Consider the following 13,289-nt stretch of genomic DNA (forward strand, 5'->3'; position numbering starts at 1 on the left):
GCTCGGCGCCAGGCGCGGTCGTGCCGGGGCGGGGCGTCGCGGCCCGGGCGGCGGGCGGCTGTGCGGCGGGCGCGCCGGACCCGGCCGCGGGCTGACCGGACCGGGCAGCTGCGTCCGCCGCGCGAGGTGCGGTGCGCTGGGGCGCCACCGTCTGGGGCGCCACCGTGGGGCCGGAGCCGCCGGACCGGTCCTGGGAGGGCACGGCAGGCCCGGGCGCGGCCGGAGCCGGCGTGGACGCCGGAACCGTCGCGGTCACGGATGCGGATGCCGGAGCAGGCGCCCCCGGCGCGGCACCGGACGGCAGCGAGGAGGGCGGGTCCGGGGTGGGCGGTTCGGGTGGGAGGATCGCGTCGGTGATACGGGAGCGGGGCGGGGGCTGGGCGCCCGAAGGGCGTTGTGCCTCCGTGCTCATTCCGCCCCCCGTTGCTCGACACGTACCACCGACGGATCACCGTTCGGGGCAGGCCTGTTCGCCACCTCGTGCAGGCCACTGTGCATGTCACTCTAACGGGCTGCGCTGAGCCGGACCGCCATGCGGCGGGGGGTCCGGGGCATCTGCCCAGAACATCCCCTACCCCGGGGTAATCCAGTCTGGCAAGCTCGGCCCATGACTCCCCGTGCCGCAGACCGGGCCCGCTACGACAAGGCCACCGCGCATCTGGACGCCCCTGTCGCGATCGTCGACCTCGGGGCGTTCGACGCCAACGCCGACGACCTCGTCCGCCGGGCCGCAGGCAAGCCGATCCGGGTGGCGAGCAAGTCGGTCCGGTGCCGGGCCCTGTTGGAGCGCGTCCTGGCACGCGACGGCTTCGCCGGGATCATGTCGTTCACCCTGGACGAGTCCCTGTGGCTGGCGCGGGCCGGATTCGACGACGTACTGCTCGCGTACCCGTCGGCGGACCGGTCCGGTTACGCGGAACTCGCGGGCGATCCCAAGCTTGCCGGGGCCGTCACGGTGATGGTCGACGACCTCGCCCAGCTGGAGCTCATCGACCGGTCCCGTGGCGGCGGCAACGAGGAGATCCGGGTCTGCCTGGAGCTGGACACGGCGCTGCACCTGCTCGGCGGGCGGGTGCGGATCGGCGCCCGCCGGTCGCCGATCCGCGAGCCCGCCCACATGGCCGAGATCGCCCGGTCCGTGGCGCGGCGGCCGGGTTTCCGGCTGGTGGGCCTGATGGCGTACGAGGGTCACATCGCGGGGGTGGGTGACTCGGTCGACGGTTCGCCGCTGCGGTCGCGGGCCGTACGGCTCATGCAGCGCGCCGCGCGGGTGGAGCTCGCCGCCCGGCGGGCGGCCGTGGTGCGGGCGGTGCGTGCGGTGGAGCCCGATCTGGAGTTCGTCAACGGCGGCGGGACGGGGAGCGTGCAGCACACGGCGGAGGAGGACGCGGTCACGGAGATCGCGGCCGGTTCGGGCCTGTACGTACCGCGACTGTTCGACAACTACACCTCCTTCTCCGGGCGTCCGGCCGCACTGTTCGCACAGCCCGTCGTCCGCCGGCCGGGCGTGGGGGTCGTGACCGTACTCGGCGGGGGCTATCCCGCGTCGGGGGCGGCGGGGCCGGACCGGCTGCCGGTCCCCCACCTTCCGGAGGGCCTGCGTTACGACCCCAAGGAGGGGGCCGGCGAGGTGCAGACGCCGCTGATCGGGCACGCTGCCGACGATCTGCTGATCGGCGACAAGGTGTGGTTCCGCCACGCGAAGGCCGGTGAGCTGTGCGAGCGCTTCGACATCTTGCACCTGGTCGAGGGCGAGCGGGTGACGGGCACGGCGCCGACCTACCGGGGTGAGGGCCGCACCTTCCTGTAGCGGTCGGCATGACGGAGGTCAGTACGCCACGGTGAACCGCGCCCGCCGGTGCCGGGGGCGCTCCGCCTCGTCCAGCAGGGCCACGGCGAAGTCCTCCATGGATATGGCGGAGCGGCCCTCGTCGTCGACGAGCAGTTCGTCGCGGCCCAGCCGGTAGTCACCGGTGCGCTCGCCCGGCTCGAGCAGAGCGGGCGGGCTCAGATACGTCCAGTCCGCGTCGGACGCAACGGCCCGGCAGGCATCGAGCTGGGCGGCGCAGGCGGCGGCGATCGGTCCCAACTCCGACGGGAAACCGGGCTCTTCGGCCAGGGTGAGCGGCCCCTTCCCGGGGAGCGTGAGCGATGCGGCGCCGCCGACGAGGAGGAGCCGTACGCCGGTGCGGGCGACTCCTTGGAGCAGCGCCTCGGCGGTCGCCACCAGCTCCCGCTCACGGCCGGGCGCCGGTCTCGTCGCGCTGATCACGAGGTTCTGCCCGGCACTCGCGCGGGCGACGGCGTCCGGATCGGCGGCGTCGGCCACGTGGGGCCGGGCCCGGTGGGGCAGGTCGGCGAGGCGATCCGGGTCCCTGACGACGGCGGTGACGTCGTGTCCCCGGGAGAGCGCCTCGGTCACGGTCCGTCGTCCGACGTTCCCCGCGGCTCCGAAGACGGTCATGCGCATGGCTGGGCTCCTTGTTGTCGTGCCCCCTGGCCGGTGGGGGTCGGAACACCTCCGAGGGCGGCGGCCCCGGCGGAGGGCGGGAGGGGCTGAGGCGCGGCGGCGGAAGCGGCTGCTGTACGAGGGGATGGCTGCCTCTGCGTCTGCGCGGCTACGAGGGCGGCGACGACGACGATGCCGCCGACGGCCTGGAGGCCGTTGAGCCGCTCGCCGGCGACGATCAGGCCGAGCACGGTCGCGACGAGCGGGCTGAGGAGTCCGAGGAAGGACACCGCGGTCGGCGGCAGTGCGCGGATCCCTCGGAACCAGAGCGCGTAGGCGACGGCCGCGCCGATGAGTGACAGGTAGGCGTAACCCAGCACGTTCTGTGTGGTCAGGCCGGCCGGGGGCGGGCCCTCGACGAGCAGCGCCACCGGGAGGAGCAGCAGTCCGCCGGCGACGAGCTGCCACCCGGTCGTGGCGAGCAGCGGTGCGGGCGAGGTCCACCGCTTGGCGAGGACCACGCCGGTGGCCATGACCAGGGCGCCGCCGAGGGCGGCGGCGACGCCGAGCGCGTCCAGCCGGGCGTCGGCCTGCAGGACGAGCAGGCTCACGCCGGCGATTCCCGCGACTCCCGCGAGTGCGGTGCGCCGGGTGAGCCGGTCCCCCAGGATCGCGGCGGACAGTCCTGCGGCGAACAGGGGCTGCACGGCGCCCACGGTGGCGGCGACCCCGCCCGGCAGCCGGTAGGCCGCGACGAAGAGGAGCGCGAGGAACACGCCTATGTTCAGCGCCCCGAGAACGAGCGCACGCCACCACCAGATGCCCCGCGGCAGCCGCCGCGTGACGGCCACGAGCAGCAGGCCCGCGGGCAGGGCGCGGATCACCGCGGCGAGCAACGGGCGCCCGGGCGGCAGCAGCTCGGTCGTGACGAGATAGGTGGTGCCCCAGATGGCCGGAGCAAGCGCGGTCAACAGCACGACGCCGAGTCGGCCGTTTCTCAATTGATTGCTTAGCACTAAGCCAAAGTAACTCATCGCTAAGGTATTCGCTAGACTCTTTTCATGGCAGACCACGTGGATCTCGTAGTGAGGCAGTGGGGAGCCCAGCGCCCCGACCTCGACGTGTCGCCCATGGCGGTGATCGGGCGCCTGACGCGGCTCTCCCGCCTCATCGCGTCGGAGCTCGGGCAGACCTTCGCCGCCCACGGCCTGGACAGGGCCTCCTTCGACGTCCTCGCCACGCTGCGGCGCAGCGGGCCCGAGCACCGCCTCACCCCGGCGGCGCTGACGCGATCGGCGATGGTCACCTCGGGTGCCATCACCCAGCGGCTGGACCGTCTGCAGGCGCGCGGCCTGGTCACCCGCACCCCGAGCGCCTCGGACGGGCGCGTCGTGCACGTCTCGCTCACCGACGAGGGCCTGGCGCTCGTCGACCGGGTGCTCCCCGACCATCTGGCCACCGAGAACCGGGTGCTGGGAGCGCTGGACGAGAACGGCCGCCACACCCTCGCCGGTCTGCTGCGCGAGCTGCTGGAATCCCTCGGCGACACCGTCCCGGCGGACACCACTGGTTATGCCGAGACGCCGGATTATGAGAACGAGTTCTGCGAAAAACCGTCGCAGGACTTCGGCGAGGGGCCCCTCCGTGTCGCGTACGCGGGGCACGGCGGCGTGCGGCCGCGGCGCGGCGGCGGGCGCCCGAAGGTGATCGACGACGAGATGCTGGCCACCGCCCGCGCGCTGCGCGACCAGGGTGTGCCGGTCTCCGAGATCGCCGGCCGGCTCACCATCCGGACGGGGAAGAACGCGGGCCGGCACCCCTCCGTCGCCTCGCTCTACCGCGCGCTCGCCGAGTGACCGTCACGCGGTCGCCCGATGCACCGTCAGAACCCATGGCCTGGTGCACCGTCACATCCCATCACGCGGTGCACCGTCACAGCCCCTGGGGCACTGTCACACCCCCGTGCACCGTCATGCGCTCACCGGGTCGCCGGGCAGGTGCGTCAGCCGGGGCCGATGGTGCTGCCGACGCCGCCGCTGGTCGCGTCGCCGATCGGGCGGATGCTGGACGCGATCCTGTCCATGTCGGCGAGCGGCGGTCCGTCCGGTCCGGCGTCGAAGGAGAAGCGCACGACGACCAGCGCCTCCGTGCCCGTGTGGGACGGGAAGACGAGCGACTGCACATAGCCGCCGGGGCCCGCTCCCGTGACGACCCGCCAGCGCACGAGGTACCCGGAGCGCCCGGCGACGGCGAAGTTCTGCGACTTCACGACGGTGTGCGACGTGATGCCGCCGTGGATGCGGGTGCCGAGCGCGTCCTCGTCGTACGCCTCCTCGGCCGCCTTCTCGATGTCCTGTTCGGCCACGGTCTTCGGTGTGCCGGCACCGCCGGACTGGGTGGCCGTCATGGAGGTCACCCGGCCGTGCCGGCAGATCGACGAACCGCCGCCCGGACACTCGTAGGTCTCGTCGGTGTACATCGTCGTGCCGGAGCCGAGAACGCTGCTCGACTTCTCCCAGCCCTCGGGGATGGGCATGGTGATGCCGTTGAGCTGGTCGACGAGCTCCGTGGAGTCCTCGTCGGCGGTCGCGGTGGGCGACGCGCTCCGCTCCGGCCCCGAAGTCGCCGGGACGGAAGCGGCCGTGGTGGCCGGCGCGGCGTCGGGCGTACCCGAATCGTCGTCGGCGAGCAGCACGGCGCCGGTGGCGACCGCGGCGACGAGCACGGCGCCCGCGGCGGCCAGCCCCACGACGCGGCGCCTGCCACCGCCCGGGCCATCGGCCGCGAGGTGCCGGGGCACGGTGGGGGGCCCGAATCCACCGCCCTGGCCCTGTGACAGAGCACCGGGGCCGGGGCCGTACGTCGGCTGCCCGGGTCCGTGCGCCTGGGCCGCGCGCGTGTGCGCGGCCCAGGCCGAGCCGTCCCACCACCGTTCGGTGCCGGGCGCCTGCGGGTCCGGATACCAGCCGGGAGGGCTCGTCATGCTCATCCGGACACCCTATGCGCGGCACCGGCGGGCACTACACAGGGGTGACGTACGCCCCCGCGATACCGCCGTCGACCAGGAAGTCGGTGGCGTTGACGAACGACGAGTCGTCGCTGGCGAGGAACGCCACCGCGGCGGCGATCTCCTCCGCCTCCGCGAACCGCCCGACCGGAATGTGCACGAGGCGGCGCGCGGCCCGCTCCGGGTCCTTGGCGAACAGCTCCTGGAGGAGCGGGGTGTTGACCGGCCCGGGGCACAGCGCGTTCACCCGGATTCCCTCCCTGGCGAACTGCACGCCGAGTTCGCGCGACATCGCGAGCACGCCGCCCTTGGATGCGGTGTACGAGATCTGCGAGGTCGCGGCGCCCATGCGGGCCACGAACGAGGCGGTGTTGATGATCGAGCCCTTCCCCTGCTGCCGCATGTAGGGGATGGCCGCCTTGCAGCACAGGTAGACCGAGGTCAGGTTGACCTCCTGGACGCGCTTCCACGCCTCCAGGCCCGTCTCCAGGATCGAGTCGTCGTCGGGCGGCGAGATGCCCGCATTGTTGAACGCGATGTCGACGCTGCCGTAGGTGTCGTACGCCGTCTTGAACAGCGCCTCGACCTGCTCGGCGTCGGTGACGTCGACGCGTACGAACGTCCCGCCGACCTCGTCGGCAGCCGCCTTGCCGGCGGTCTCGTCGATGTCGCCGCAGACGACGTCGGCGCCCTCGGCGGCCAGTCGGCGCGCGGCGGCGAGACCGATGCCGCTGCCGGCGCCGGTGATGACTGCGGTGCGGCCCACGAGGCGGCGGCAGATGGGGGTGTCAACGGTCATGGGTGCTCAGGCCTCCGTGCTGATGAAGACGTTCTTGGTCTCGGTGAAAGCGGTGAGGGCGTCGGGGCCGAGTTCGCGGCCGAGGCCGGACTGCTTGTAGCCCCCGAACGGCGTCCAGTAGCGGACGCTGGAGTGGGAGTTGACGGACAGGTTGCCCGCCTGGACCGCCCGTGAGACGCGCAGCGCACGGCCCACGTCGCGGGTCCAGATCGAACCGGAAAGTCCGTAGTCGGTGGCGTTGGCGAGCCGTACGGCGTCCTCCTCGTCCTCGAACGGGAGCACGGCGGCCACGGGCCCGAAGACCTCTTCGCAGGCGGCGGGCGCGTCGGGCGCGAGGTCGGTGAGGACCGTTGGCTGGAACCAGAAGCCGGGCCCCTCGGGGGCGGTGCCGCGGATCGCCTTCGCGTCGTCGGGGACGTAGGACCGTACCCGGTCCAGCTGAGTCCGGGAGATCAGAGGCCCCATCTGTGTCTTCTCGTCCGACGGGTCTCCGACCACCACGGACTCGATCGCGGGTGCGAGCAGATCGAGGAAGCGGTCGTACACGGAGCGCTGCACGAGGATGCGGGTACGGGCGCAGCAGTCCTGGCCGGAGTTGTCGAGGAACGACATCGGGGTGGCCGCCGCCGCGGCGTCGAGGTCGCTGTCGGCGAAGACGATGTTGGGGCTCTTGCCGCCGAGTTCGAGGGTCACCCGCTTCACACGGTCGGCGCACTTGGCCATGATCTGCTTGCCGACCCAGGTCGACCCGGTGAATACGATCTTGGCGACGCCCGGGTGCTCGACCAGGGCGTTGCCCGCCACGTCCCCGGCGCCCGGCAGCACCTGGAACAGGTGCTCGGGGAGGCCCGCCTCCAGCGCGAGTTCCGCGAGGCGCAGCGCGGTGAGCGGGGTGGTCTCGGCGGGCTTGAGCAGTACGGCGTTGCCGGCGGCGAGCGCGGGGGCGGTCCCCCAGGCGGCGATCGGCATGGGGAAGTTCCACGGCGCGATGACGCCGACGACACCGAGCGGTTCGAGGACGGTGATGTCCAGGCCGCCGGGGACGGGGATCTGGCGGCCGTTCAGGCGCTCCACTCCCCCGGCCGCGTAGTCGAACAGGTCGCGGGCGTTGCCCGCCTCCCAGCGCGCGTTGCCGATGGTGTGCCCGGCTTCGAGGACTTCGAGCCGCGCCAGTTCCTCGACGTGGTCGTCGACGACCGCGGCGAAGCGGCGCAGCAGCCTCGCCCGGTCGGCGGGGGCGGCTGCCGCCCACTGCCGCTGGGCCGCGGCGGCGCGGGCGACGGCGGCGTCGACCTCGGCGGCCGTGGTCGCCGGAACGGTGCGCACGACCTCTTCGGTGGCGGGATTCAGTACGTGGTGCTGGGCGGTCAAGGAGGGCCTCACATGCGTTCGAAGGAGCGGCGGAGCTCCCAGTCGGTCACCGCTGCGTCGAAGGCTTCGAGTTCGACGCGCGCCATGTTCCGGTAGTGGGCGACGACCTCGTCGCCGAAGGCGGCCTTGGCGATGGGGCTGTTCTCCCAGAGCTCGGCGGCCTCGCGCAGGGTGGTCGGGACGTGTTCGTAGTCGGCGGTGTAGGCGTTGCCCGCACAGGGGTCGGGCAGTTCGAGCCGCTGCTCGATGCCGTGGAGGCCGGCCGCGACGAGACCGGCGACGGCGAGGTGCGGATTGACGTCGCCGCCGGGCAGCCGGTTCTCGAACCGCATCGAGCGGCCGTGTCCCACGACGCGGAGCGCGCAGGTGCGGTTGTCGTAGCCCCAGGCGACGGCCGTCGGGGCGAAGGTGCCGGGCTGGAAGCGCTTGTAGGAGTTGATGTTCGGCGCGTACAGCAGGGAGAAGTCGCGCAGGGCGGCGAGCTGCCCCGCGAGGAAGTGGCGCATCACGGGCGACATGCCGCCCGGCCCGTCGCCCGCCATGACGTTGGTGCCGGCCTCGTCGATGGACTGGAGCGACAGGTGGATGTGGCAGGAGTTGCCTTCGCGCTCGTTGTACTTGGCCATGAAGGTGAGCGAGACGCCCTCCTGCGCGGCGATCTCCTTGGCGCCCGTCTTGTAGACGGCGTGCTGGTCGCAGGTGACCAGGGCCTCGTCGTACTTGAAGGCGATCTCGTGCTGGCCGGGGTTGCACTCCCCCTTGGCGGACTCGACGGTCAGTCCGGCCGCCGCCATCTCGTTGCGGATCCGGCGCAGCAGGGGTTCGATGCGGCCGGTGCCGAGGACGGAGTAGTCGATGTTGTACTGGTTGGCCGGGGTGAGGCCGCGGTAGTCGCGGTCCCACGCCTGTTCGTAGGTGTCCTTGAAGACGATGAACTCCAGTTCCGTGCCCACGTGCGCGGTGTACCCGTGCTCGGCCAGGCGCTCCAGCTGGCGGCGCAGGATCTGGCGGGGCGCGGCGGCCACGGGCGAGCCGTCGTTCCACGCCAGGTCGGCGACGAGCAGTGCGGTGCCCTCGTTCCACGGCACGCGGCGCAGCGTGGTGAGATCGGGGTGCATGGCGAAGTCGCCGTACCCCCGCTCCCAGGAGGACATCTCGTAGCCGTCGACGGTGTTCATCTCGGCGTCGACGGCAAGGAGGTAGTTGCAGCCCTCCGTACCGTGCTCGACGACCTCGTCGAGGAAGAAGGGTGCGGCGAACCGCTTGCCCTGGAGCCGTCCCTGCATATCGGGGAAGGCCAGGACGACTGTGTCGATCTCGCCGCTCGCGACGAGGGCGCGCAGCTCCTCGACGGCGAGTGGTGGTGTGCGGTCTGCCACGGGGTTACGCCTCCTTGGGTCAGCCGGAAGTCATAAGGTATTGCTGAAGACCATTGCTTGGGAAGGGGAAACGGCGACGTGGCGAAGACAGGCGGAACGACGGACGGGCCGGCCGACCGGCTCACCCCCGTGCTGCGCCCCGTGCGCGCGGGCAACGGCTTCGAGGAGGCGCTCGAGCAGATCCTCCAGCTGTTGCGGCTCGGGCTGGTCTCCGGCGGCGAGCGGCTGCCCGCGGAGAGGGAGCTGGCCGAGCGGATGGGGATCAGCCGGGTCACGCTGCGCGAGGTGCTCAAGGTGCTGACCGATCAGGGCCTGGTGGAGAGCCGGCGGGGCCGCTACGGCGGAACGTTCGTGCTGCACCGGCCGGAGAGCCAGGGCGAGGACGAACTGCGCCGGCGGCTCGCGGGTGTGGACGTGGACGACACCCTGCGCTTCCGCGAGGTGCTGGAGGTGGGCGCGGCGGGGCTGTGCGCGACGCACGGACTGACCGACGAGGGCGCCGAACGGCTGCGCACGGCGCTGGCGGCGACGCACGACGCGCCGCTCGCGGAGTACCGCAGGCAGGACACGCTGCTGCACCTGACGCTGGCCGAGCTGTCGGGCTCGCCCAGTCTGACCGCGCAGTACGCCGCGGTGCGGGCGAAGCTGAACGATCTGCTCGACTGCATCCCGCTGCTCGTGCGGAACCTGGAGCACTCGCAGCACCAGCACGCGGCACTCGTCGAGGCGGTCCTGGAGGGGGACGCCGACGCGGCGCGCGAGGTGATGCGCGAGCACTGCGAGGGGACGGCGGCGCTGCTGCGCGGCTTTCTGCCCTGAGAGGCGGGGGCGAGGGACGGCGTCGGCCCAGTGGCCGAGGGCCGGTCCACAGGGCACCCGGCACGCGTCGGACAGGGGGCCGAGGGCCGATCCGTAACCTCGGCTTTACCCAGAGGGCTTGCGCTGCCGCCGGAGGGCCGCAAAGGTGTCCGCACAAACCTTTGACCTGAGCGACCTGAGCCAGGAGCGACCCATGGCTGAAGGCACCACCTCGCGCACCCCGTCCCCCGCGCCCTCCTCGGCCGAGCCCGTGGGGGACGCCTATCTGAACCGCCGCACCCTGCGCAGGGGCAGCGCCGGCTGGCTGCTCCTGACCGGTCTCGGCGTCGCGTACGTCGTCTCCGGCGACTTCTCCGGCTGGAACATCGGCCTCTCCAAGGGCGGCTTCGGCGGACTCGCCGTCGCCACCCTGCTGATGGGCGCGATGTACGCCTGTCTCGTCTTCGCCCTCGCCGAACTGTCCGCGATCCTGCCGACGGCGGGCGGCGGTTACGGCTTCGCCCGCCGAGCGCTCGGCACGTGGGGCGGTTTCCTCACCGGCACGGCGATCCTCATCGAGTACATCCTCGCGCCCGCCGCGATCTCGATCTTCATCGGCGACTACGTCGAATCCCTCGGACTGTTCGGCCTGGAGTCCGGCTGGCCGGTCTACCTCGCCTGCTTCGCCATCTTCATCGGTATCCACCTGTGGGGCGTCGGCGAGGCGCTGCGCTTCAGTCTGATCGTGACGGCCATCGCCGTCGCCGCCCTGCTGATCTTCGCCCTCGGCGCGTTCACCGAATTCCAGGCGGGCGGCCTGGACGACATCCCGGTCGACAAGGACGCCTTCGGCGCGAGTTCGTGGCTGCCGTTCGGTCTGCTCGGCATCTGGGCCGCCTTCCCGTTCGGCATGTGGTTCTTCCTCGGCGTCGAGGGGGTACCGCTCGCGGCGGAGGAGGCCAAGGACCCGGTGCGCTCGATGCCGCGTGCGCTGGCGATCTCCATGGGCATCCTGGTCCTGCTCGCCGTACTGACGTTCTTCGCCTCGACCGGCGCGCGCGGCTCGGCGGCCATCCAGGAGGCGGGCAACCCGCTGGTCGTGGCCCTCCAGGGGGACGGCGACCCGACTCCGCTCAGCCGCTTCGTGAACTACGCCGGCCTCGCCGGTCTCGTCGCCTCCTTCTTCTCCCTGATCTACGCGGGCTCCCGGCAGCTCTTCGCCCTGTCCCGGGCCGGGTACCTGCCGCGGTTCCTGTCGCTGACCAGCCGGCGCAAGTCCCCGTACCTGGGGCTGCTGATCCCCGGCGCGATCGGCTTCGCGCTGGCGGCGGGGACCGGGAACGGCGCGCGGATGCTGAACATCGCGGTCTTCGGCGCCACGATCAGCTACGCGCTGATGGCCCTCTCCCACATCGTGCTGCGCCGCCGCGAACCCGAACTCCCCCGCCCCTACCGGACTCCCGGCGGTGTCGTCACCTCGTCCGTCGCCTTCGTTCTGGCGCTGTCCGCGCTGGTGGCGACGTTCCTGGTGGACAAGGACGCCGCCTTCACGGCGCTCGCCGTCTACGCCGTGGCCCTCGCCTACTTCGCGTTCTACAGTCGGCACCGGCTGGTGGCGCAGGCGCCCGAGGAGGAGTTCGCCGCGCTGGCGGCGGCCGAGGCCGAGCTCGAACGGAAGTGAACGCAGTGCACGTGTCGCGTGGGTCCGAGCCGCTCATCGGTGTCAGCACCTACCTGGAGGCGACCGCGCGGTGGGGTGTGTGGGACATGCCCGCCGCGCTGCTGCCGGCCGCTTATCCGCGGCTGGTCCAGGCGGCCGGCGGCCTCGCCGCGATGCTCCCGCCCGACGATCCGGCGGCCGCCGGATCGGTGGTCGCCCGGCTCGACGGCCTGGTCGTCGCGGGCGGCCCCGACGTCGAACCGGAGCGGTACGGCGCCGAACGCTCGCCCCGCACGGGCCCGCCGGCTCCCGAGCGCGACACCTGGGAACTGGCCCTGATCCGGGCCGCGCTGGCTTCCGGGACACCGCTGCTGGGCATCTGCCGCGGCATGCAGCTGCTGAACGTGGCGCTCGGCGGGACGCTGGTCCAGCACCTGGACGGCCACATCGGGCCGGACGGGGCGGTGGGCGTGTTCGGCGAGCACGCGGTGAAGCCGGTGCCGGGGACGCTGTACGCGGGGATCGTGCCGGAGGCCGCGCCGGTGCCGACGTACCACCACCAGGCGGTGGACCGGCTGGGAGAGGGCCTGGTCCCGTCCGCGTACGCGGAGGACGGCACGGTGGAGGCGGTGGAGAGGCCGGGCGAGGCGTGGGTGCTGGGTGTCCAGTGGCATCCGGAGATGGGCACGGACGTCCGGGTGATGTCGGCGCTGGTGGGCGCGGCGGCGGGGTAGCGCTGCGCGGGGCGTTTCCCCAGCCCGCCCCATCGCGTACCGGGGGCTCCGCCCCCGGACCCCCGCGCCTCAATCGCCGGCGGGGCTGGATGTGCCCGCCCCCTACCGCGGCGCCCGCGTCAGCGAGAGCAGGTCGCGGGCCGGGCCCGCGGGGCGTTGGCCGTGGGGCCAGACGGCCCGCAGGTCGCGATCGAGACGCACCCCCTCCACCGGGATACGGACCAGGCGCCGCGACGCCAGCTCCTCCGTCACCGCCAGCTCGCTGAGCACCGCCGGCCCCGCCCCGCTCACCGCCGCCGCCTTCACCGCGGTCGTCGAGGCCAGTTCCAGGAGCGGGTCGGACAGCCCGCCGTACCGGGACAGCGCGGAGTCGAGGACCTGCCGCGTACCGGAGCCGCGTTCGCGCAGGACGAGGGGCGAGGCGGCCAGTTCCTCGGGGGTGAGGGCGGCGCGCCGCCGCCTCGCCCACGCGTGGGCCGGCGCGGCGACCACGAACAGGCGGTCGTGGCCGATGACCGCCCCGTCCAGCCCCTCCGGGACCGCCAGGCCCTCGACGAAGCCCAGGTCCGCCTCCCCCGCGAGCAGCCGCTCCGCGACGGCCGCGGAGTTCCCCGCGAGCAGCGAGACGGCCGTGCCGGGGCGCTCGGCGCGCAGCGCGATCAGCCAGCCGGGCAGGAGGTACTCGGCGATCGTCATGCTCGCGGCCACCCGCAGCCGGGAGTCACGACGCCCCCGCAGCGCCTGCGCCCCCGCGTCGAACGCCTCGGCCGCCTCGACGACCCGGCGCGCCCAGTCGGTCACGAGCGCCCCCGCCTCGGTGAGCCGGGAGCCGCGCGGTGAGCGGTCGACGAGGGCCACGCCGAGCTGGCGTTCCATGGAGCGGATGCGGCTGCTGGCCGCCGGCTGGGTGATGCCCAGCTCGCGGGCGGCACGCCCCAGGCTGCCGTGCCGGGCGACGGCGAGCAGCAGTTCGAGCGCTCCCAGGTCGGGCACGCGGTGGGCGAGCGGCACACGCTCCTCGTCACTCATAAGACCAGTTTATGAGGTGATAGGGGAATGGTCCCTGGTGGGCCGTGCGGGCAGACGGCAAGG

Annotated in this window: 12 protein-coding genes; 5 read left to right on the forward strand and 7 right to left on the reverse strand. The window is 73.0% G+C overall.

The features are described 5' to 3' along the window. The first annotated feature begins 607 nt into the window (after positions 1 to 607). Complete coding sequence (locus HW130_RS19815) at positions 608 to 1,810, forward strand: amino acid deaminase/aldolase (protein WP_177150980.1); 1,203 nt, start codon at positions 608 to 610, stop codon at positions 1,808 to 1,810. Between the two features lie 18 nt (positions 1,811 to 1,828). Here HW130_RS19815 and HW130_RS19820 read toward each other — a convergent pair whose 3' ends face one another. Beyond that, on the reverse strand, positions 1,829 to 2,470 hold the full coding sequence (locus HW130_RS19820; protein ID WP_177150981.1) for an NAD(P)-dependent oxidoreductase: 642 nt from the start codon (positions 2,468 to 2,470) through the stop codon (positions 1,829 to 1,831). Continuing rightward, positions 2,461 to 3,483: an EamA family transporter gene (locus tag HW130_RS19825; protein WP_177150982.1), complete on the reverse strand. Its 1,023-nt coding sequence runs from the start codon at positions 3,481 to 3,483 to the stop codon at positions 2,461 to 2,463. Before HW130_RS19825 ends, HW130_RS19820 begins: the two co-directional genes overlap by 10 nt. A 27-nt stretch (positions 3,484 to 3,510) precedes the next feature. Between HW130_RS19825 and HW130_RS36760 the strand changes: the two genes are divergently transcribed. Further along, positions 3,511 to 4,305: a MarR family transcriptional regulator gene (locus HW130_RS36760; RefSeq protein WP_218183749.1), complete on the forward strand. Its 795-nt coding sequence runs from the start codon at positions 3,511 to 3,513 to the stop codon at positions 4,303 to 4,305. A gap of 146 nt (positions 4,306 to 4,451) precedes the next feature. Here HW130_RS36760 and HW130_RS19835 read toward each other — a convergent pair whose 3' ends face one another. Genes HW130_RS19835 through HW130_RS19850 form a run of 4 tightly spaced genes read right to left on the reverse strand, consistent with a single transcriptional unit; the run spans position 4,452 to position 9,005 of the window. After that, positions 4,452 to 5,438, reverse strand: a complete 987-nt coding sequence (locus HW130_RS19835) for a DUF2510 domain-containing protein (RefSeq protein ID WP_177150983.1) — start codon at positions 5,436 to 5,438, stop codon at positions 4,452 to 4,454. Positions 5,439 to 5,469: 31 nt separating this feature from the next. After that, entirely contained in the window at positions 5,470 to 6,255 is a 786-nt protein-coding gene (locus HW130_RS19840) for a 3-oxoacyl-ACP reductase (protein WP_177150984.1), read from the reverse strand. Between the two features lie 6 nt (positions 6,256 to 6,261). Then, positions 6,262 to 7,626, reverse strand: a complete 1,365-nt coding sequence (locus HW130_RS19845; protein WP_177150985.1) for an aldehyde dehydrogenase — start codon at positions 7,624 to 7,626, stop codon at positions 6,262 to 6,264. 8 nt (positions 7,627 to 7,634) lie between these two features. Next, positions 7,635 to 9,005, reverse strand: a complete 1,371-nt coding sequence (locus HW130_RS19850) for a glutamine synthetase family protein (RefSeq protein ID WP_177150986.1) — start codon at positions 9,003 to 9,005, stop codon at positions 7,635 to 7,637. 78 nt (positions 9,006 to 9,083) lie between these two features. Here HW130_RS19850 and HW130_RS19855 point away from each other — a divergent pair, with 78 nt between their 5' ends. The 3 genes from HW130_RS19855 (at position 9,084) to HW130_RS19865 (ending at position 12,197) form a co-directional block, all read left to right on the forward strand. Then, the gene (locus HW130_RS19855) at positions 9,084 to 9,824 is read left to right on the forward strand and encodes a FadR/GntR family transcriptional regulator (RefSeq protein WP_177150987.1); all 741 of its coding nucleotides are present in this window, start codon (positions 9,084 to 9,086) and stop codon (positions 9,822 to 9,824) included. Between the two features lie 193 nt (positions 9,825 to 10,017). After that, positions 10,018 to 11,484 carry an ethanolamine permease gene (eat, locus tag HW130_RS19860; RefSeq protein ID WP_177150988.1) on the forward strand — a complete coding sequence of 489 codons (1,467 nt, stop codon included), beginning with the start codon at positions 10,018 to 10,020 and terminating at the stop codon, positions 11,482 to 11,484. Positions 11,485 to 11,495: 11 nt separating this feature from the next. Next, the gene (locus HW130_RS19865) at positions 11,496 to 12,197 is read left to right on the forward strand and encodes a gamma-glutamyl-gamma-aminobutyrate hydrolase family protein (protein ID WP_177150989.1); all 702 of its coding nucleotides are present in this window, start codon (positions 11,496 to 11,498) and stop codon (positions 12,195 to 12,197) included. Positions 12,198 to 12,299: 102 nt separating this feature from the next. On the opposite strand, the gene HW130_RS19870 is transcribed toward HW130_RS19865, so the two are convergent. Beyond that, on the reverse strand, positions 12,300 to 13,226 hold the full coding sequence (locus HW130_RS19870; protein WP_177150990.1) for a LysR family transcriptional regulator: 927 nt from the start codon (positions 13,224 to 13,226) through the stop codon (positions 12,300 to 12,302). Positions 13,227 to 13,289: the final 63 nt, after the last annotated feature.

Source organism: Streptomyces sp. PKU-EA00015, assembly GCF_013387495.1.
Classification (GTDB): domain Bacteria; phylum Actinomycetota; class Actinomycetes; order Streptomycetales; family Streptomycetaceae; genus Streptomyces.

Excerpts from the sequence above, each read along its gene's own strand:
- HW130_RS19825 (WP_177150982.1), bottom strand. The coding sequence starts at position 3,483 with ATGAGTTACTTTGGCTTAGTGCTAAGCAATCAATTGAGAAACGGCCGA.
- HW130_RS19840 (WP_177150984.1), bottom strand. The coding sequence starts at position 6,255 with ATGACCGTTGACACCCCCATCTGCCGCCGCCTCGTGGGCCGCACCGCA.
- eat (WP_177150988.1), top strand. The coding sequence starts at position 10,018 with ATGGCTGAAGGCACCACCTCGCGCACCCCGTCCCCCGCGCCCTCCTCG.
- HW130_RS36760 (WP_218183749.1), top strand. The coding sequence starts at position 3,511 with ATGGCAGACCACGTGGATCTCGTAGTGAGGCAGTGGGGAGCCCAGCGC.
- HW130_RS19820 (WP_177150981.1), bottom strand. The coding sequence starts at position 2,470 with ATGCGCATGACCGTCTTCGGAGCCGCGGGGAACGTCGGACGACGGACC.
- HW130_RS19815 (WP_177150980.1), top strand. The coding sequence starts at position 608 with ATGACTCCCCGTGCCGCAGACCGGGCCCGCTACGACAAGGCCACCGCG.
- HW130_RS19870 (WP_177150990.1), bottom strand. The coding sequence starts at position 13,226 with ATGAGTGACGAGGAGCGTGTGCCGCTCGCCCACCGCGTGCCCGACCTG.
- HW130_RS19835 (WP_177150983.1), bottom strand. The coding sequence starts at position 5,438 with ATGAGCATGACGAGCCCTCCCGGCTGGTATCCGGACCCGCAGGCGCCC.